The organism is Ignatzschineria indica, from assembly GCF_003121925.1.
In the GTDB taxonomy this organism is placed as follows: Bacteria; Pseudomonadota; Gammaproteobacteria; order Cardiobacteriales; family Wohlfahrtiimonadaceae; genus Ignatzschineria; species Ignatzschineria indica.
This window is the reverse complement of sequence record NZ_QEWR01000002.1, coordinates 423,612-442,355: the sequence shown is the minus strand read 5'-3', so window position 1 is coordinate 442,355 and position 18,744 is coordinate 423,612. Positions and strand designations below refer to the sequence as shown.

General features: G+C 41.2%; 15 protein-coding genes and 1 CRISPR repeat array (1 of these 16 cut by a window edge). Of the genes, 13 read left to right on the top strand and 2 right to left on the bottom strand.

All coding sequences use genetic code 11. The features are described from left to right. The first annotated feature begins 39 nt into the window (after positions 1–39). The 3 genes from torA to DC082_RS02025 all read left to right on the top strand — a co-directional run bounded on the left by torA (position 40) and on the right by DC082_RS02025 (position 3,723). Positions 40–2,568 carry a trimethylamine-N-oxide reductase TorA gene (gene torA, locus DC082_RS02035; protein ID WP_109235540.1) on the top strand — a complete coding sequence of 843 codons (2,529 nt, stop codon included), beginning with the start codon at positions 40–42 and terminating at the stop codon, positions 2,566–2,568. Between the two features lie 142 nt (positions 2,569–2,710). Then, on the top strand, positions 2,711–3,424 hold the full coding sequence (torD, locus tag DC082_RS02030; RefSeq protein WP_109235539.1) for a molecular chaperone TorD: 714 nt from the start codon (positions 2,711–2,713) through the stop codon (positions 3,422–3,424). Positions 3,425–3,501: 77 nt separating this feature from the next. Continuing rightward, the gene (locus tag DC082_RS02025; RefSeq protein ID WP_109235538.1) at positions 3,502–3,723 is read left to right on the top strand and encodes a heavy-metal-associated domain-containing protein; all 222 of its coding nucleotides are present in this window, start codon (positions 3,502–3,504) and stop codon (positions 3,721–3,723) included. Between the two features lie 75 nt (positions 3,724–3,798). Here the strand turns inward: DC082_RS02025 and DC082_RS02020 are convergent, their stop codons facing one another. Further along, positions 3,799–4,683: an endonuclease gene (locus tag DC082_RS02020; protein ID WP_109235537.1), complete on the bottom strand. Its 885-nt coding sequence runs from the start codon at positions 4,681–4,683 to the stop codon at positions 3,799–3,801. A gap of 320 nt (positions 4,684–5,003) precedes the next feature. Here DC082_RS02020 and DC082_RS02015 point away from each other — a divergent pair, with 320 nt between their 5' ends. Next, a complete protein-coding gene (locus tag DC082_RS02015) occupies positions 5,004–5,267 on the top strand; it encodes a hypothetical protein (RefSeq protein WP_094567324.1) in 264 nt (87 codons plus the stop codon). Further along, a complete protein-coding gene (locus tag DC082_RS02010; RefSeq protein ID WP_094567325.1) occupies positions 5,267–5,740 on the top strand; it encodes a hypothetical protein in 474 nt (157 codons plus the stop codon). Before DC082_RS02015 ends, DC082_RS02010 begins: the two co-directional genes overlap by 1 nt. Positions 5,741–5,796: 56 nt before the next feature. Here DC082_RS02010 and DC082_RS02005 read toward each other — a convergent pair whose 3' ends face one another. After that, positions 5,797–6,681, bottom strand: coding sequence for a LysR family transcriptional regulator (locus tag DC082_RS02005; RefSeq protein ID WP_094567326.1), 885 nt, complete (start codon positions 6,679–6,681; stop codon positions 5,797–5,799). A 156-nt stretch (positions 6,682–6,837) separates the two neighbouring features. On the opposite strand from DC082_RS02005, the gene DC082_RS02000 reads away from it, so the two are divergent. The 8 genes from DC082_RS02000 (at position 6,838) to cas6f (ending at position 18,017) form a co-directional block, all read left to right on the top strand. Beyond that, positions 6,838–7,707 carry an NAD(P)-dependent oxidoreductase gene (locus tag DC082_RS02000; protein ID WP_373296266.1) on the top strand — a complete coding sequence of 290 codons (870 nt, stop codon included), beginning with the start codon at positions 6,838–6,840 and terminating at the stop codon, positions 7,705–7,707. A 190-nt stretch (positions 7,708–7,897) separates the two neighbouring features. Further along, positions 7,898–9,448, top strand: coding sequence for an aldehyde dehydrogenase family protein (locus tag DC082_RS01995; RefSeq protein WP_109235535.1), 1,551 nt, complete (start codon positions 7,898–7,900; stop codon positions 9,446–9,448). A 239-nt stretch (positions 9,449–9,687) separates the two neighbouring features. Beyond that, positions 9,688–11,013, top strand: a complete 1,326-nt coding sequence (locus DC082_RS01990) for a DUF3100 domain-containing protein (protein WP_109235534.1) — start codon at positions 9,688–9,690, stop codon at positions 11,011–11,013. Positions 11,014–11,436: 423 nt separating this feature from the next. Next, the gene (gene cas1f / locus DC082_RS01985) at positions 11,437–12,423 is read left to right on the top strand and encodes a type I-F CRISPR-associated endonuclease Cas1f (protein ID WP_109235533.1); all 987 of its coding nucleotides are present in this window, start codon (positions 11,437–11,439) and stop codon (positions 12,421–12,423) included. Positions 12,424–12,425: 2 nt separating this feature from the next. Continuing rightward, a complete protein-coding gene (locus DC082_RS01980; protein ID WP_109235532.1) occupies positions 12,426–15,380 on the top strand; it encodes a CRISPR-associated endonuclease Cas3'' in 2,955 nt (984 codons plus the stop codon). Further along, a complete protein-coding gene (gene cas7fv, locus DC082_RS01975; RefSeq protein ID WP_109235531.1) occupies positions 15,373–16,350 on the top strand; it encodes a type I-Fv CRISPR-associated protein Cas7fv in 978 nt (325 codons plus the stop codon). The genes DC082_RS01980 and cas7fv overlap by 8 nt, the downstream gene beginning before the upstream one ends. Positions 16,351–16,358: 8 nt before the next feature. Next, entirely contained in the window at positions 16,359–17,384 is a 1,026-nt protein-coding gene (gene cas5fv / locus DC082_RS01970; protein WP_109235530.1) for a type I-Fv CRISPR-associated protein Cas5fv, read from the top strand. Positions 17,385–17,396: 12 nt separating this feature from the next. Next, positions 17,397–18,017: a type I-F CRISPR-associated endoribonuclease Cas6/Csy4 gene (gene cas6f, locus DC082_RS01965; RefSeq protein WP_109235529.1), complete on the top strand. Its 621-nt coding sequence runs from the start codon at positions 17,397–17,399 to the stop codon at positions 18,015–18,017. A 131-nt stretch (positions 18,018–18,148) separates the two neighbouring features. Continuing rightward, positions 18,149–18,744: a CRISPR direct-repeat array (repeat unit 28 nt; unit sequence GTTCACTGCCGTATAGGCAGCTTAGAAA) (it continues 1,534 nt past the right edge of the window).

Here is an 18,744-nt window from a genome sequence, read left to right as displayed (position 1 = left end):
ATCAATAGAGCCTTCATCGATCTAATAAAGGATTGAAATATGAGTTATCAAACAGATAGATCTCGCCGGGGATTTTTAAAGATGGCATCACTGATCGCAGGTGGATCATTGGTTGCACCGGCATTGATGGCAGAATCTCTTCTTCATACTAAAGCGCCGACTGATGTCGATATAGAGACATTAACCGAATGGCGTATTTCGGGCGCTCATTGGGGTGCTTTCCGTGCAAAAGTAGTTGCGAATCGTCTTGTTGAGGTAGAACCTTTTGAGTTTGATCGTTATCCAACAAGAATTTTAGATGCCGTTCCCGGGATTATCTATAGCCCGGCGCGTGTTCGTTACCCTCTGGTACGCCTCGATTGGTATAAACATCGTCACAATAGTGATACGAGTCAACGTGGGGATAATCGCTTTATCCGCGTCAGCTGGGATGAAGCACTCGATCTAATCTATGAGTCATTAGAGCGAATTCAGACCCAATTTGGTCCTTGGGCGCTTCATACCGGAAATGTGGGTTGGCGCTCTGTCGGACAGGTGCATAGTTGCGGAAATCATATGCTTCGCGCAATTGCGATGCATGGTAATAGTGTCGGGACGGCTGGGGATTACTCAACCGGTGCGGGGCAGGTGATTATGCCCTATATTCTCGGCTCAACGGAAGTCTATTCGCAAGGTACTTCATGGGATATTATTCTCGAAGAGAGTGATGTCATTGTAATTTGGGGCTCCGATCTGGTGAAGAATCTACAGGTTGGCTGGAATACAGAGACACATGAAGCTTATGGCTACCTTGAGCAGCTCAAAGAGAAGGTCGCAGATGGGGAGATTCGGGTGATCTGTATCGATCCTGTTAAGAGTATGACAGCAAATTATCTCAATGCTGAGCATCTCTATGTTAACCCTATGACAGACCTTGCGGTGATGATGGGAATTGCCCACACGCTCTGGAAAGAGGATCTCTATGATAAGGAGTTCCTAGAGACCTATACCTTAGGCTTTAATGAGTTTCTCCCCTACCTAAAAGGGGAGACAGAAGATATGGTGGAGAAGACACCAGAGTGGGCAGCAGAGATCTCAGGCGTACCGGCCAATACCATCCGTGAGCTTGCGCGTACAATGGCGCAAAATCGCACACAATTGATGATCGGATGGGCATTACAGCGTCAACAACATGGAGAACAACCTTACTGGATGGCGGCTATTGTTGCTGCGATGCTAGGGCAGATCGGTCTTCCAGGCGGTGGTATCAGCTACTCGCATCACTATAGCTCTGTGGGAGTCTCTTCATCAGGAGCTTCAATGCCGGGAGCATTCCCTCTCAATCTCGACTTTGGCCGTGAGCCAAAATATAAGAGCACCGACTATAAAGGATACTCCAACTTTATTCCGGTTTCGCGTGTTGTCGATGCACTCTTAGAGCCGGGTAAAGAGATCAATTATAATGGTAATAAGATTAAGTTAGCGCCCTATAAGATGGCGATCTTTTCTGGTGCAAATCAGTGGCATCGTCAGCAAGATCGTAACAAGATGAAGCGGGCCTATCGCAACTTAGAGACCGTTGTTGCGGTCGATTATGCTTGGACAGCAACTTGTCGCTTTGCCGATATTGTTCTGCCGGCATGTACCCCTTATGAGCGTAATGATCTCGATGTTTACGGCACCTATAGTAATCGCGGTATTATCGCGATGCATAAGTTGATCGATCCACTCTACTACTCGAAGAGTGATTTTGATATCTGGCGTGAATTTAGTAAGCGACTCAATCGTGAAAAAGAGTATACGCAAAATCGTAATGAGATGCAGTGGATCGAGAAGATCTATATGGATTGTTATAATGAAAACTATCCAAAAGGCTTCTACATGCCCTCATTTAGAGAATTCTGGGAGCGTGGATATGTACTCTTTCCTGAGGGTAAACCATGGGTTCGCCATGCAGACTTTAGAGAAGACCCGGAGGTTAATGCTCTAGGAACACCTTCAGGCTTTATTGAGATCTATAGCCGAACGATTGCAAGTTATGGTTATGAAGATTGTAAAGGGCATCCGATCTGGATGGAGAAGGCAGAGCGTTCACATGGTGGGCCAAAATCTGATCGCTACCCACTCTGGTTACAATCGGCGCATCCCGATAATCGTCTCCATTCACAAGGATGTGAAGCGACAAAAATGCGCGAGAGCTATGCGATTGCCGGCCGTGAACCTGTCTTTATTAGCCCCATTGATGCAGAGAAGCGCGGCATTAAGCATGGGGATCTCGTTCGGGTCTTTAATGATCGTGGTCAGCTGCTTGCCGGGGCGAATGTTAATAATAACTTCCCAGAAGGGGTTGTTAGGATCTTTGAAGGTGCTTGGTATTCACCCCTCGATGAGACGATCGGTTCGATCGATACCTATGGTGATCCCAATACATTGACGATGGATGTGGGGACTTCAAGTCTCTCTCAAGCACCGAGTGCGAATACTTGTCTTGTGGAGATCGAGAAGTTTGTAGGTGTTGCACCAGCACCGACAGGATTCCATGGACCAACCGTTGTTGATATTGACGGGAATGAGACGGTAGAGGTATAGCCTAAATCCGCTTGAGAGCGTAACATAGAGTATTGATAGTTAGCGTATAGTAATTAGCGTATAGCAAAGAGATGCGTTGTAGTGAGTCTGCTACAGCGCATCTTGATTATTGAGTTGAGATAGATAACAGATAGGATTAGCTATGAGTGAAATAAGAGCCATCATTAATGAAGCGGCGGTCGTTGCGAAAATGAGAGGGGAGACCTATCAATGGTTTGCCCGAATCTTTGCGAATGAATTAACCGAGAGTGATGTTACGCTCTATCAGGAAGGGGCGCTCAATACGCTATTAGAGCTCTTTACCGAGATCGGCTTAGCAATAGAGGTGGATCAGGTTAAAGCGGCTATTGAGCGTTTTTCTGAGATTGAGCATATTAGTGTTGAGCTGCGGGCTGATTTTGCAAGTTGTTTTCTGCTCGATGATAAGAGTGGTGCAATTCCTTACGCTTCTCTCTACTTAGGGGATGGCGATATGATGTATGCCGAAGCTGAGCGGAAGATGCGTGAGCTTCTCTCAAAGAGTGGGTTAGCGATTTTAGATTCTTTCAAAGAACCCTCTGATCATCTTGCCATCTATCTTGCGCTTCTCCAAAAGTGGTGCGAGCAATTAGCGAGAGATCTAGAAGAGAAGCGGGAAGATTATTCTCTCTTAAAGAGCGAATATATTGCACAGCAAACCTTTCTTCAAGAAGGATTGCTCTCCTGGGTTCCTCTTTGGAATGAGCGATTGCAGCGTGTGACCCATTGCCGATGCACCTTTTATAGCGCTATGGGGTCACTTCTGGTGGCCTATCTTTTAGCGGATAATGATTACTTAACTGCAGAAATTGAGAGATTGATTGCGCTTGAGCTATAGCAGAATATGCACCATTTTGTTAAGGTGATGCACTATTAATAATTTCTCTTCCTTTAAGCTATTTAGGAGCTATTTTTATGATTAAAAAGATTACACTCTCCATTCCGGAAATTAGCTGTTCCCATTGCACAGATAGTATTAATGCTGCTTTACGGGAATTAGATGGTATTCAATCGGTTGAATCGAGTGTCGAGAAGAAGCAGACAACGGTAGAGTTTGCCTCGGAGATTATCTCAGAAGGTGCCATCATTGAGATTATTGATGATATCGGTTTTGCCGCAGAGGTGATGCCCCAATAAAGACAAAACCAGCGAAAAGATCGCTGGTTTTTTTTATCTCTCTAGTCTCTCTAGTTATCTCTCTACTATCTTCTCTTAATCAAATATCTTTAAGAAGTTTTGCAGTAGTGTCTGGAAGAAAGAGCGACTCTGATGGCTACTCCATTGAATTCCATTTGCATTACAGCTCTTCGTGATAAAGGGATTATCATTTCCCTGAATATCAAGAATAATCTCATTTCGCTCACACTCCCAAGAAGTGGGTGGGAAGGTCAGATGCCATTTCTGCATAAGATTCATCTCACGGCTAGTGAAAGGAACATTGTAACGATCATTCATGTAGAGATAGGTACGTGCAATCATTCCTTTAACCTCATCACGAGGAAGAACCTGCCGCTTCTTAAAATCAGTTCTAAATTGGCAAGCGCCATATTGATTAAATTGGGGCGATAATTCGGCAAAGCTAAAGTTAGAGCGATCGGCATTGATCTCACCGATAGCGGGTTGCAAGTTGTGCATATCCCCCTCCATCATCTTAAAGAGGGTATTTTCATCCACATCACCCACTTTACAGCCACTACGACCACCATCTTTCCAACACTGCATATTTTTACCAAAGGCATGCGCCGGAACCACATGTTCCCACTCAATACGATTCGCACGCTCTGGATTATTACGAATCACGTAACCGCAGCTGGCAAGATCAACAACGCCGCTCTGATTGTTGAAGGTAAAATCACAGCCACAATAGAACTCTTCTTGATCAGGATAGGCTTTGTAGATCTTAACAAGCTCTCTCTTTGCCTGCTCAAAGCTGGTGACCTTACTGCTCTTATCAGTGATCAGTCCATCGCCATAGAAGTATTGAAATAGACCAATTGCCGCAAGTGCAACAATTCCTAAAATCCACTGTTTAGGATTACGTTTCTTAAAACTCTTTTTAATAACTTTTTCGATCGACTTGTTAAAACCTGGGCGCATAATATAACTCTTGATTCCCTTGAGGAGTGAAATTGATCTAGTACTAGATCTTAAAAGTGAGGGCGCATTATACTGCTATTTGCCCATTTTGTGAAAAGAGTGGGGAATAAACCGCTATTATTGAGAGCCATTGAGAAAGATGGGCTATAATTTAACCACTTTTCCCGATCGATCGAGTAACTTGAGTAACTTGAGTAACTCATTGAGTAATTGATCGAATCAATGATTGAGTAATCAGAATGCAATCAGTTAGCCTGCTGACCAGTTAACTAGTTGATCAGTTAATGATGATTGCGCGTCGCCCATAAGGAATTCAAGAGATGATGATATTTGTAATACTCATGGTGATTTTACTGCTGCTATTAGTGCTTTTAGCCTATTATGTGGCCTATCTATTGATTATGCCGGCAACAATCTGGGGATTAGTGACCGTTGGGGCGATCGGTACAGGTTTACTGCTTCTACTCTTTCTCTTAGTGCGTCTGATCTTTATCACAATTGAGTGGTTTTTAGATCAAAGACGTATGAAGAGAGAGATCAGAATAGAAGCGGAAGCGGAGCGCGGGAGGGGAGGAGAAGAGTAATGGTGCGATTAATTTTTGTAATATTGATGATCTACCTACTCTATAAGGTGGGGCGTCTTCTTTTACGTGGATTGATGCTCCTGATTGCGGCTATCTACTCCTTTATCTCAGAAGAATCGCAAAAACAGCGAGAGAAAGAGAGCCTCTATCAGAAAGAACGTGCCTGGGAGGTGAAGCAGAAAGTCTCCCAATATCAAGCGCAAGGTGACCTCCCTTCATGGATGAATAGCGATCGCATCAACGATTTTAATCAGGGGGTTTATCAAGTTTTACGAGGTAGCGGTATCGGTATTGAAGATGCCAAACGACTCCTCAATCATCGAAATCCCTACCTAAGAGCGCTCTATGTTGCCGGCAGAATGGAGCGGAAAGGGGCAACTTATGAAGAACAGAAACGCGCTGCTGGTGAGACACTCGTCGCATTGTGGCAACGGGCAGATCATCGGCAACTCTTTTCAGATCATCTTGAGTAATAGTGATCAATAGCCCCTATGGTTCTACGACCCTCCGGCTCTACGGATCTATGGCTCTATGGAAACATCTTTAAAATCATCACTAATAATTTTTGTGCCGCCGGAGGCAGTTGACGACCGCGCCGAGTTATCATATAGGTCTCTGTTCGATTAAAATAGGGGTGACTTAAGTGGTGGAGTGCTAATCGATCTCGATCCTCCTCATAAAGCATAAATTCAGGCAGTAGCGTGACGCCACCACCAATCGCATACTGTTTTAACATATGGAGCTGGCTACATTTTAAGGTGGGGTGAAGCGTGACCTCCTCCTCATCTTCCACACGTTGAATAATTTGTCGAATCCCTTGAGAGATATCGCCCATCGCTAAGGGATAATCTCTGATTTGCGCAAGGGTTAAAGGCTCTTTCTCATTTAGAAGAGGATGTGTCGGGGGAAGAAAGGCTTTTACGGTATGTTGCCGCTTAAAATGGACCCGTAAATTGGGCTCTAAGATAGGATTAAAAGCGATTCCGATATGGGCTTCATTATCACTCACTTTTCGGACAACATGATTGCTACTTCCGGCAGAGAGCTGCACCTCAATCTGAGGATGATCTTTAGAAAATTGGGAGATAATTGTTGCTAAGTGGCGTAGATATCCTTCACCTGTTGCAATTGTTACCTTTCCTCGCTCTAATCCTTGTAGCGCCGCTAAAGAGGCGAGAAGATCCTCCTCCTGTTCTAATGAGTGAGCAAAATACTTTAAGACTAATTCTCCCGATTCTGTAGGATGCGCACCTCTTAAATTCTTCTCTAAGAGCGATGTTTTCAGCTCCTCTTCAAGCAGGGTGATTTGCCGGCTAATAGAGGAGGGCGCGATATTGAGAATATCTGCCGCATTACGAATTCCACCATATTTGACAGCTTGATAGAGATAGTAGACGCGATGCTTCTTAATCATAGAGTAACTCCTCGCTCTTTTTTTAGATGAGTGTTGCGTTAAAACGAACAAAATTCCCAATTCGTTTTATTGTTGCACATTTTGACTTTCTCTATACTGAAATTGATCAGAATTATCGAGATAAGAGAGAGAAGGGAGTGGAATATGGATCAGGAAATATTGAAGGATGTCGCAATTATCGGCTTAGGTAATATGGGGCTAGGGATGGCGAAGAATCTCTTGTCGAAGGGATACCGTGTCAGTGGTTTTGATTTAAGTGAAGCGGCACGAAATAGTGCTATGGATGCCGGCGTTAAGATTTTACCCGTAGAGGAGTTGGTCGCAGGGAGGAGAATTCTACTGCTCTCTCTACCAAAAGCGGAACATGTTCTTGCTTGCAGTTATGAGATTGAGAAGTGGGGAGAGAAAGGTTTAGTTGTGATCGATACGAGCACCTCAACTCCTGATGTTACGCGAGAGATCTATCAACGCTTTATTGAGAAAGAGATGCTCTTTGTGGATGCTCCTGTTTCTGGTGGGCCTAAAGGCGCGCTTACCGGCACGATGACAATGGTCGTTGGGGCGGATCGTTGGCTATTTGAAGCTTTACTTCCGCTCTTAAAGGCGATGAGCTCAACACAGGTTCATGTAGGAAAGGCGGGGGCCGGCAATATTGTTAAGATCTGTAATAACCTATTGATTGCGGCTCATCTCATTACGACTGCAGAAGCGCTCTCTCTTGCAACAAAAGCGGGAGTGGAGCCAGAGGCCTTTTTAGCCGGCATCAATAAAGGCTCGGGAAGAAGTGCTGCTAGTGAAGTTAATTTTCCACTTTGGGTTCTCAATGGTGCTTTCGATTCCGGCTTTACGATGGGATTGATGCGTAAAGATGTCGGACTAGCAGAGTCATTAATGGAAGAGATGGGGATGGAGTTGCCACTCAGTCAAGAAATTATCGCTCTTTGGGAGAATAGTCGTACTCTTCTAGAGGATCATGCCGATTTTAATGAGATTGTAAAGCAGAGCGATAGCAAGATTTATGGCTAATTTCTTTATTGCCAATTTATTTATCACTCAATGATCTTTAGTAGTGACCTTTAACAGAGAGTTAGAGAAATAGAGAGATAGAGAGATAGAGAGAGATAGCTAGAAACTCGAAATGAGTATTAAAAGAATAAGATAAAAGAATAAGATAAAAAATAAGATAAAGAGATTAAGAACAAGGAGAGGAGAGAAGATGGGGCGTTATTATAGAGAAGAGAATCAGATACAAAACCGTTTCTGGGAATTATTTAATCGATTTTTCCCCGGCGCCGAGAGTATCGGCAGTTATATCGGCGGAGAGTGGTTTATTGGGGATGGGAGCGATATTGAGCTCTATAATGCTGATAATGGAGAGCTCTTCTACTCTTATCGGGATGCCTCAGCGGAGATTATTCCTAAGCTCAATGAGGTCACAAAAATTGCACAAGCAAAATGGCGAGCGATGAGTGCTGCTGATCGTGGACGCTTGATTTTTCAGGTCGGTGCTAAGATCCGGGCCGTGAGTGCTGAACTTGCGGAGCTAGAAGCGATTGTCGGCAATAAACCGATTCGTGATGCGCGTGGGGAGGTCGCTAAAGTTGCAGAGATGTTTGAGTATTATGCCGGCTGGAGCGATAAGCTGCATGGGGAGGTGATTCCAGTGCCTACGACTCATCTCAATTATGTTCTCTACGAACCTTTAGGAACCGTGTTACAGATTACGCCTTGGAATGCCCCTATCTTTACGGCAGGATGGCAGATTGCGCCGGCAATTACCGCAGGAAATACCGTGATCTTAAAACCCTCAGAATTAACGCCGGTCACCTCCTTAATCTTAGCGAAATTGATCGAAGCGGTTGGCATCCCGAAAGGTTTAGTCAATGTTGTTGCCGGCTATGGTCATACCATTGGGCAGATGATGATTCAACGTTGCCATATTGAGAAGGTTGTTTTTGTCGGTTCTCCTAATACCGGTGAGCAGATCGCTGTTGCTGCTGCACGAAAGGGAATTCCTGCCATTTTAGAGTTAGGGGGGAAGTCCGCCAATATTGTCTTTGCTGATGCCGATTATGAGAAAGCATTGAGAGGGGCGCAAAATGCCATTTTTGGTTCCGCAGGGCAGAGTTGTGTCTCCGGTTCACGCCTATTAGTCGAGCGAACTATTTTTGAGCAATTTGTCAATGATCTTGCTGCAACTACGAATCAGTTCCAAGTGGGGAATCCGCTTGATGAAGCGACACAGATCGGCCCTATTCAGAACCGAAAACAGTACACCCATGTCTGCAAAATGATTGCGCAAGCTTTGGCGGAAGGCGCAAAAATTCCTAATAATAATGTAGAATCTCTCCCTTCAAGTAGCGGGTATTATGTTTATCCTACTGTTTTGATCGGTGATAATCGGATGCAGTGTGCTCAAGAAGAGATCTTCGGTCCTGTTGTTGTGGCAATACCTTTCGACAGTGAAGCAGAAGCGATTGCTATTGCCAATGAGAGTGCCTTTGGGCTTGCCGGAGCGGTTTGGTGTCGTGATGTTGCAAAAGCGCATCGTGTTGCCGATCAGGTAAGGGCGGGAACATTTTGGATCAATGGTTATAAGACGATTCATGTGAGCTCCCCTTTTGGCGGTTATGGCGCGAGTGGTTATGGGCGTTCATCTGGATTAGAGGCTTTAAGGGCTTATAGTCAGGTCAAAAGTGTCTGGGTTGAAAGGGCGGTCGAACCGTTTGTAAACTTTGGATATGGCGCTCAGGAGAAGTCATCATAGATAGGCGTTGTTGATGACAACAGTCGATATCATATTTTCGAGATATATGAGATGCTCGAGTTGTATGGGGCATATGTGCCATGTGGAATATGCGATCTTCATCGAGATATGTCTCGAAATATGTCATTAACATAAGATGTAGATGTAGATGTAGATGAAGCAGTAGAAGCAGTAGTAGATAGATAATAATGAGAATAAATAAGATAAAGATCACTTCAGTGATCATGGAGGATTAGAGTATGAGCAAACATGAGCATTATTCGAAGCTATTAGATTGGCGTCTGCATCTGGTGGTTATTATCGTTACCATTCTGGCAGAGATAATTGGCATTATGAAATTTGATATCGGGATCGGAATTGTTATCCTTCTTCCGCTTCTTTACGCCTTTCTCTTCTCTGTCCTCTTTAACGGTAATATTATTCCCGGCACCGGGAGAATTATTGGCCCAAGCGCACAGACGGCGAGCCATTGGGTTTTGATCTGTGTGATGCCTTTTATCGCCAAGTTCTCTATCGGTATTGGTCCTAAAATTAATGATATTATCGCTGCAGGTCCGGCACTGATTTTGCAAGAGCTTGGGAATGTAGCTACCGTTTTAGTCGCAATGCCGGTTGCCGTTCTTCTCTTTAGAATGGGGCGTGAATCGGTTGGGGCAACTCACTCAATTGCGCGTGAGCCTAATATTGCATTGGTGGCAGACCGTTTTGGCATTAAGAGCCCAGAAGGGATTGGCGTGATGGGGGTCTACGTGATGGGGACACTCTTCGGCGCGATCTATTTCTCTCTTCTTGCCGGTTTTATGGCCTCTTGGGACTACTTTGACGTTCGCGCTTTAGCGATGGCGTGTGGTGTCGGGAGTGGCAGTATGATGGGGGCATGTTCCGCATCACTTGCCGAAGTTGTTCCCGATAGAGCAGAAGATATTGTTGCTTTTGCGGCAACATCAAATCTCTTAACTTATGGGACAGGGCTCTTTGTGAGTGTCTTTGTCGCGTTACCTTTAGCGGAGTATTGCTATAAATTCTTGAGTAAAATGCGTCAACCGGCAGCACTCAATAGTGCGATGGAAGAAGCATTAGAGCAAGATTCAGCAGTAGAAGCAAAAGTGGTAGAAGATAGTGAAGAGCTTCGTCTTTCAACGATTCAAGTACTTATCGCATTGGCGGTGATGTCCCTTATTCTTCTGATCTCTAACTGGGCTGGCACAGGAATCTCCCCATTAGTGGCATTGCCCGGCATGATCGTGATCTACGCTTTAAGTGTTGGCGGCGTTTTGTTAGGAAAGGTTATTCCCATTAAAATTCCAGCCATTGCTTGGATCTCACTTCTTGCGATCTTCTTTGGTCTCCCCTTTATGCCAACGGCAGATTATCTTGTTGCAACTACCGAAAAATTAGGATTATTACCCCTAATTACGCCGGCATTAGCCTATGCAGGGATCGCTATCTCAAAGCGGGAAGTTGAGCTCTTTAAAAAGTCAGGGATCAAGATCGCAATCGTAGCGCTCTTAACCTTCACCGGCACCTTTTTAGGCTCCGCCTTTATCGCTGATCTTCTCCTTTAGTAGAAGAGCTACTTTTTTCAATAAGAGAATCATCAGTTGAGATAATAAGAGTGATTTCGATTAATTCGGAGTCACTCTTTTTTTATCTTCATAATCAACCGCTCTATCTGTGACTTGGTTAATTCCTTTATCTAAAAAGGCCAATTTGCAGTTGATAGTCATTTGTAAAACTAAATCATAATAGCGTCATTAATCATAAAACTTATAGCGTTATGCGGTATGCGTTTTATCAGTTTTATTAGTTTTATCACTTTTATTATATCAATAATGATATTTGTTAATTCGCTATATCTATTTTTTGTTATTGTGAGGATAAAGGGTATTAAATATTATTTTGTTGCATCTTGTAATGTGTTGCATCTTGTAATGTATTGCATCTTGTAATGCCTTATCAAAAATGAAGAGATTAGGTAGAGGTTAATTATGGACTATCTTCACGGTTCTGATTTAAAAGCGATTCTCCACTCGAAACGTGCGAATATCTATTACTTGGAATATTGCCGGGTGATGCAGAAAGATGGGCGCGTTCTCTATCTTACAGAGGCGAAGCGGGAGAATCATTACTACAATATTCCGATTGCTAATACGACTGTAATTCTACTTGGTACGGGAACGTCTATCACTCAAGCGGCAGTTAGAATGCTTGCGTCAGCTGGTGTCTTAATCGGTTTTTGTGGTGGCGGGGGAACACCTCTTTTTATGGGAACAGAGATTGAATGGATGACACCTCAGAGTGAGTATCGACCAACGGAATATCTTCAAGGTTGGTTAGGATTTTGGTTTGATGAACAGAAAAGGTTAGTGATTGCAAAATCCTTTCAAGAGTCACGTATCAATTTTCTTCGCCATGTATGGGCGAAAGATCGAGATCTACATCAAGAGGGATTGACACTCGATCTTCCTGATTTAGCTGCTGCTTTATCCGTATTTGAATCAAAGATTCCTAAAATAAATAGGGTTGGAGATCTTCTTCTTGCAGAAGCTCTCCTAACAAAGCAACTCTATAAAATTGTGGGAAAGCAGACAGGCCTGCATGACTTTAGCCGTAATCATGAAGGGAATGATGATGCAAATGATTTTCTCAATCATGGTAATTATCTTGCTTATGGGCTAGCTGCTTGTACGCTTTGGGTATTAGGAATTCCTCATGGTTTTGCAGTGATGCACGGAAAGACAAGGAGAGGCGCATTAGTCTTTGATGTAGCTGACCTCATTAAGGATTCGATAGTGCTTCCATGGGCTTTTATCTGTGCTAAAGAGCGAGCCACAGAACAAGAATTTCGGCAACAGATATTGCAGAAATTTACACAACATAAATGCCTCGATTTTATGTTTGAGGAAGTTAAAAAGGGTGCGCTTCGTTCGTGGGAAGACGTTGATCGATCGGAAGAAGCGGAACGAGGTGAGTAGTTATGATGGTAACCTTTATTAGTCAATGTGAAAAGAAGGCATTAAATCGTACTCGACGTGTATTAGATGCCTACGCGAATCGCATTGGTGATAATGTTTGGCAAACGATTATTACAGAAGAAGGCTTATTAATGGTCAAGAAACTTCTGCGTCGCACCGCCTCTAAAAATACAGCTGTCAGTTGTCACTGGATACGCTCTCGTTCAAGAAGTGATCTCTTATGGGTTGTAGGAAATCGTAACCGCTTTAATGAGATGGGATATGTGCCGGTGAATTGGACAATGAAAGATTTAATAACGGATGTGATGACTATGAAAGCAAAAGAGAATGAATTATATGCAAATACACAATTACAACCTTTAGCTGAGCATTTATTTGCCGTAGGTTGGCTTGCGGAAGAGATTTTTAAACGCACTGTGAAAAATGATGAATATCAAAAGCTCTCTCAAATAGCATTCCTCGCAGGATGTTTACACGATTTAGGAAAACTCGATCCCTATTTTCAGGAGTGGGTTCGTAAAGGAAAACAGAAAAACCCTGAAGATGATGGTCAACATATAGATGTGAAATTTACATTTGATAAACACCCTAGACATAATGAAATTTCTGCGATTTTATTAGCAATTTTTGATTCCGAGCTTCAGGGATTAAATTTAAGGCAAAAGGAAGCATTGATTCATACAATCTATTGGCATCATGCAAAACCTTTTAGAAAAACAGATGATTTTGAAGAGGTTTTTAAGGCATATGAATATCTGCGAAAGAATTTAGATAGCAGCGCTTTTCAAAAATTAATTGTAGGTACAAAAGAACTCCTCAAAGAGATCCAGAGAGTTGCGGATCAATATCAAAATAGAGAATCTCTCATTACTCGACAAAATTGGTCGGTAGATGCATTAGAAGATCTTTTTGAGCAATTTGAATATCACTATAAAGGAAAAACTTTTGCAGAATTTAAGAGTTATTCCTTGACAGATGACTTTGATCGACTGAGAAATAATATTCAAAAAAATGCACATAATAATCTTTTACGATCTTGTTTGATTAGTGCTGATCGATTGATTTCTCAACAAACCGCTGAAAATTTAGTATCGCTCATTGCTGAGGGGCGTTTAGATACATTGATTGAGGATATGGTGGAAGATGATGTTTCTCTATTAATGCCCCATTTAGAATCGGCTTCTACCAAATTTCCCTTGAGTGACAGAACGAAAACTCAAAATAAAATGGCTGAAGTACTGAGTCAGAAGCGTGATATCCCTGTATTAGCAGGTCCTGCTGGATGTGGTAAAACAAGAATAGCTTTAGAGTGGGCGCGTTTACAAAAAGCATCTCAAATTATCTGGGTGTGTCCAAGAGTTCAGGTTTGCCAAGGGATCTTTCAAGAATTAATCGAAACTTATCTCCCCGATGCGGATGTGGAAATTTTTACCGGTGAATTTAAGTATACTAATGAATGGGGCAATGAAACACCAGAAGAGGATTACTTTTCGGGAGATGTCATTGTCACAACGATAGACCAAATTTTTGGGTCAATTGTGAGTCATACTCGTGTTGATAGCTTAATTCCATTTATGCAAGCTCATGTGGTATTTGATGAGTTTCATGAATATATTCCAATGGATATTTTTAATATTCTATTTGCGGAGTTAATCGCAAATAAAAATATGCATGAAAACTATCAGAAAAAAGCGTTGTTAGTATCGGCTACGCCTCACTATTTTTATTTAAAAGAGATTTTAGGGGTTCATCCTGAAGATGTAGTAGAGATGGCATCTTTTAATCCAAGTCAATATCAATTGCAATTTGTTGAGTATGATGAAAAATCTTTGGATAACAATCCATTTTTCCAATCTTACGAAAATAATACCTTTGTTATTAGTAATACAGCATTGACAGCTCAGCTAGGTTTTATCTATCAAAAAGATCAAGAAAATAGCATCCTGTTTCACTCGAAATATAAAAAGAGTGATAAGCGAATTTTATTTGATGAAGTCTATAACTCCTTTAAAAAGGATGGAACTCATAAATATGCTGTTTTGAGAAGTGGTCCTATTGTTCAGGCATCTTTGAATATCTCTGCAGATGCGATGTTGACAGAGATGACATCACCAGAAAATATGTTGCAACGTTTAGGGCGGTTAGATCGCTTTGGGCAGAATAAAGACCCTAATATTTTAACTATTGCCGTTACTGAAGCGGTTAAAAATGGTAAATCTCTTGGCACATCAGCCTATTTTCTCAATCAACTAAATAGCTTACAGACAACCAAACATTGGTATGACTTTTTACAAGAAAAAATAGGAGAGCGTACTTTTTTATTGACGGAGTTATATCAGATTTATAAAGACTTTTATCATTCTGAATTAGGGTTTAGGGCGACGCAAGAAGATTTAGAGAGAGCCATTAAACAGAGTATTACATTAATAGGTAAAAAAGTAGCCGAGCCAAGTGTCGTTGTTAAAAATAAGACTAAGGATCAGAAAGTAAGAATTAGTAAAAACTCTTTACGTGGAGATAGTCGATTTGTGCAATTAGCTTTGTTAGATCTTGATGATTATCAGCATCCTATCTTTATGAATGCTTATGCGTATGAGCCACCGCTCGATGATATGAGTGAATACGATAATTTAACAGAGTCTTTAGCCGCTGTAAGAGATCTTTTACCATTTATTGCTCAAAAACAGGGCATTATTGATCCAAGCCATCCTATGAAGGGAATTCCGGCGAAAAAAATCAAGTTAAGAGAACAAGTGTTAGAAGGATATGCTCGAGATCCTGATTATCCACTTTACTTAAGCTATCACATTGATGACTTAGATAAAGTCGGTGGTGTAGGACAACGCAATGAACATGCCATCTATTATGCGATATGTAGTCAACAAGCAATAGGCATGATTGCTTATGACAAACTGCAATTATTAAATCACTCTCAAGGAGAAGACAATCATGAATAAGGTCACAGGTATTAAAAGTGTAGATTTTAAAATCAAAGCGTTCGGTTATGGTGTGGTGAATTGGAATGGACCCACAACGTTAATGGGGGATAATGGTAAAACGGTTGATAACCATACACTGCCGAAATTGCGAGGCTATACTAATCTATCCGGCAAAGTGAAAGATGATACAGGTTATAAATATCGTAAAGAAGCCTCTGATATCAATTTTCAAGAAACACCCATGTATATCAGCCAAAACTGTATTCGTCATCATCTCTTTAGAGATCAAGCTTATGATCTGCATTATGCAAAAGATAAAAATTTAGAAGATGTGATTGCTTCTATTACCGGATTAATTAGAGGTTATGTTGTTCCTTCTAGTCAATGTAAACGCACAAGTCCGCTTTTAATTACCGACTTTGTGGATCAATTAGGAAATGGTAACTTTGAGCAGATGGGACGATCGGGTTCAAAAGAGAAAGAGATCAATAAGAAAGGGGAAGAATCGAGTAACTCTTTCTTCTCTAAAACAACTTTTGGAGATACGGAATATGAAGCTTATGGCTCTATCAGTATTGAACAGTTAGAATTTATCTCGCTTGATAAAAAGTTTGATCGTGCTGCGCTGGTCATTAAAGAAGGCGATGGTGAGAAAGTTGCTCAGAAAGTGGCTGATTTTATCAAGAGCTTAGACCCCTCTAGAGATCCTAAAGCGGTATTTCACCCTAATTATGTGCGTGTAGGAACGATTTTTGAAGAAGGGGAAGCAGGAATACTGTTAGATAATACGGCGATTGATATTCTTGTGAAAGAGACCTTAAAAATGTTACAAAATCTCACTATTCGTCAAGCAAAAGGCTATATGTATGTGGATAGTGTTGAGGTCGATTACAACGATAGTAATAAGATGATGCGAATTAAGCGTAATCCTGAACAAATTGAATCTACACCTGAGCGGGATTATGCGGTTTATTTTAAAGCACAATAGGAGGGGACATGCAAATCATTATTGATTACGAATCCTCTTGGCGAAATTCTTTCTTAGATGGCTCTAATAATGAGCCATTACCTAAGAATGGCCGTAAGTTTATTGCATCTATGACTGAATTGAAGAAAGCAGGTAACTATAAAGCGCATCAAATCACCAAAGATACGGTGATGGGGATTTTGAATAGATTAATAGGGGATCAGCGTAAGCTCTATCAATCAAGGTTAGATGAACATTACTATTTTCAATATATCGAATCTATATTGACAGAAAAAGATATCGAAGATCATATTCAATACAAAGATCAAGAAATGGTATTTATCCGCAATATTTCAGGTAGTGAAGATCAAAACTCCTTTACAGGCATGATTAAAGCCAAAGATGTCTCATTTAATAGCGAATTTTCTGAGCATTTATGGGGCGTATTATTTATCCCCTTCCCAGAGATTGCAGATTGGATTCTTGCTGATGATATTCAAGTAAAGATAGAAAATCTTCCAACTTTAGATCCTATGAGTGTTATTGAGCAATTAGAACATTTAAATACGATTAAAGCTATTGAACTAGAAGGGAAACTGAAAGAAGCTTATGAAAAAATAGTCCTCAGTTTTCCAGAGGTCGATTTTAAACTTACGGCGAAAGGTCTATTTACGCCTATCAGTTTTTATACTGCAGCTCTATATCTTCAGCTCGATCGTTTAAGTAAACAATACGATTTAAGTGAAGTTGTAACAGCACAAGGAGGGTTAAGTGGTATTTCTAAAAGAGGATTTACCAAAAAAGATTTTATGAAGCGTTATACGACAGGCCCCAAAAAATTGGTATGGGGAAATCCTTATTTACTCAAAACGAGAGTAAAGGGTGAGGGAGAAATGACGCAGTTACTGACTAAAGTAACGGGAAAATTAACGATAAACCTAAATATTTCTTCTGAAGAAGCACGGGATCTAGAAGATAAGATTCGAAATGCCGGAGTTTCAGCCTTTTATCTTGGTAAGAAAGGATTAGCGTATGTTTCAGATATTCGTATCTAAAGGAAGGATAAGATGAAATATTACATTGAGCTGACATTGATCGAGAATAGTCAGGGGAACTTGTATTCTTTATGGACTAGAATCTATACCCAGATACATTTAGCATTTGTTGAGCGTAAAGATAAGCGCAATAGAATTCATTATGGCGTATCTTTTCCTAATTACTTTTTTAATGAAAGAGCTAGTATCGGTATCTTGGGTGATAAAATTCGCATTTTTGCAGAGACCAAAGAGGAACTGTTTCTTCTTGTGCTTCCAAAGTGGTTAGAGCGATTGTCGGATTATGTTCATATTCAATCAATTAAGGAAGTACCTAATAAAATTGAGAGTTATGCGAAATATCAGCGCTATCAGTCTAAAGGGGATGCTCGGTTAGAGAAGGAAAGAAGAGGATATGCTGAACATTACGCTCAACAAAACTCTGTCTCTATCGAAGAAGCGTTAAACAGATATTCTCACTGGGAAAGAAGAGAAGTCAATTTTCCTTATATCCAAATAAAGAGTTTACAATCTGATCAAAACTTTAAACTTTTTATTAAAAAAGAAATTGTTAATGTGGATTCAGATAATAGTTTTAATCAACTCTTTACAACCTATGGTTTATCTGCTGGGGGAGTTGTTCCCGAGTTTTAACCATTATTTTTTGCTCTTTAAAAAATTGCTTATAATTCAATAGGTTATAAAAAAGGGAAAAATCATTGGTATTTTAAGGTAAAATAGCCCTTGTGCCAGATTTTTCCTTTCTTTTTGGATTTTAATCTATTGTTCACTGCCGTATAGGCAGCTTAGAAAATATAGTTTTCGAGTTGCTCTTTCGTTATTTCGTTCACTGCCGTATAGGCAGCTTAGAAAATATCCTCTTTGCGCGCTTGACTTGTTCTGTCGTTCACTGCCGTATAGGCAGCTTAGAAATCATCGAGGTGATCAGAAGCTGTTTTGGGATCGTTCACTGCCGTATAGGCAGCTTAGAAAAAATAACATTTATGCGTAACAAAGATAGATAAGTTCACTGCCGTATAGGCAGCTTAGAAAATCTTTCTTGTGATGTTAGTCGTGTTTTGGATGTTCACTGCCGTATAGGCAGCTTAGAAACTTTGAGTTGGACTTCGACCACGACATCAATGGTTCACTGCCGTATAGGCAGCTTAGAAAAAATTTCTACATTGGATGCATTATTAAGACTCAGTTCACTGCCGTATAGGCAGCTTAGAAAGTAATCGTTGTGTCTTCGCCGAGATAATTAACGTTCACTGCCGTATAGGCAGCTTAGAAAAGAGGTATAAACAATGTGGGAATGGTTGGACAGTTCACTGCCGTATAGGCAGCTTAGAAAATTATTCAATAACCCACAATAGTTGAT

What these genes read in the sequence shown, in the direction of transcription:
- torA (WP_109235540.1), top strand. Translation starts at nt 40, where the DNA reads ATGAGTTATCAAACAGATAGATCTCGCCGGGGATTTTTAAAGATGGCA.
- torD (WP_109235539.1), top strand. Translation starts at nt 2,711, where the DNA reads ATGAGTGAAATAAGAGCCATCATTAATGAAGCGGCGGTCGTTGCGAAA.
- DC082_RS02025 (WP_109235538.1), top strand. Translation starts at nt 3,502, where the DNA reads ATGATTAAAAAGATTACACTCTCCATTCCGGAAATTAGCTGTTCCCAT.
- DC082_RS02020 (WP_109235537.1), bottom strand. Translation starts at nt 4,683, where the DNA reads ATGCGCCCAGGTTTTAACAAGTCGATCGAAAAAGTTATTAAAAAGAGT.
- DC082_RS02015 (WP_094567324.1), top strand. Translation starts at nt 5,004, where the DNA reads ATGATGATATTTGTAATACTCATGGTGATTTTACTGCTGCTATTAGTG.
- DC082_RS02010 (WP_094567325.1), top strand. Translation starts at nt 5,267, where the DNA reads ATGGTGCGATTAATTTTTGTAATATTGATGATCTACCTACTCTATAAG.
- DC082_RS02005 (WP_094567326.1), bottom strand. Translation starts at nt 6,681, where the DNA reads ATGATTAAGAAGCATCGCGTCTACTATCTCTATCAAGCTGTCAAATAT.
- DC082_RS01995 (WP_109235535.1), top strand. Translation starts at nt 7,898, where the DNA reads ATGGGGCGTTATTATAGAGAAGAGAATCAGATACAAAACCGTTTCTGG.
- DC082_RS01990 (WP_109235534.1), top strand. Translation starts at nt 9,688, where the DNA reads ATGAGCAAACATGAGCATTATTCGAAGCTATTAGATTGGCGTCTGCAT.
- cas1f (WP_109235533.1), top strand. Translation starts at nt 11,437, where the DNA reads ATGGACTATCTTCACGGTTCTGATTTAAAAGCGATTCTCCACTCGAAA.
- DC082_RS01980 (WP_109235532.1), top strand. Translation starts at nt 12,426, where the DNA reads ATGATGGTAACCTTTATTAGTCAATGTGAAAAGAAGGCATTAAATCGT.
- cas7fv (WP_109235531.1), top strand. Translation starts at nt 15,373, where the DNA reads ATGAATAAGGTCACAGGTATTAAAAGTGTAGATTTTAAAATCAAAGCG.
- cas5fv (WP_109235530.1), top strand. Translation starts at nt 16,359, where the DNA reads ATGCAAATCATTATTGATTACGAATCCTCTTGGCGAAATTCTTTCTTA.
- cas6f (WP_109235529.1), top strand. Translation starts at nt 17,397, where the DNA reads ATGAAATATTACATTGAGCTGACATTGATCGAGAATAGTCAGGGGAAC.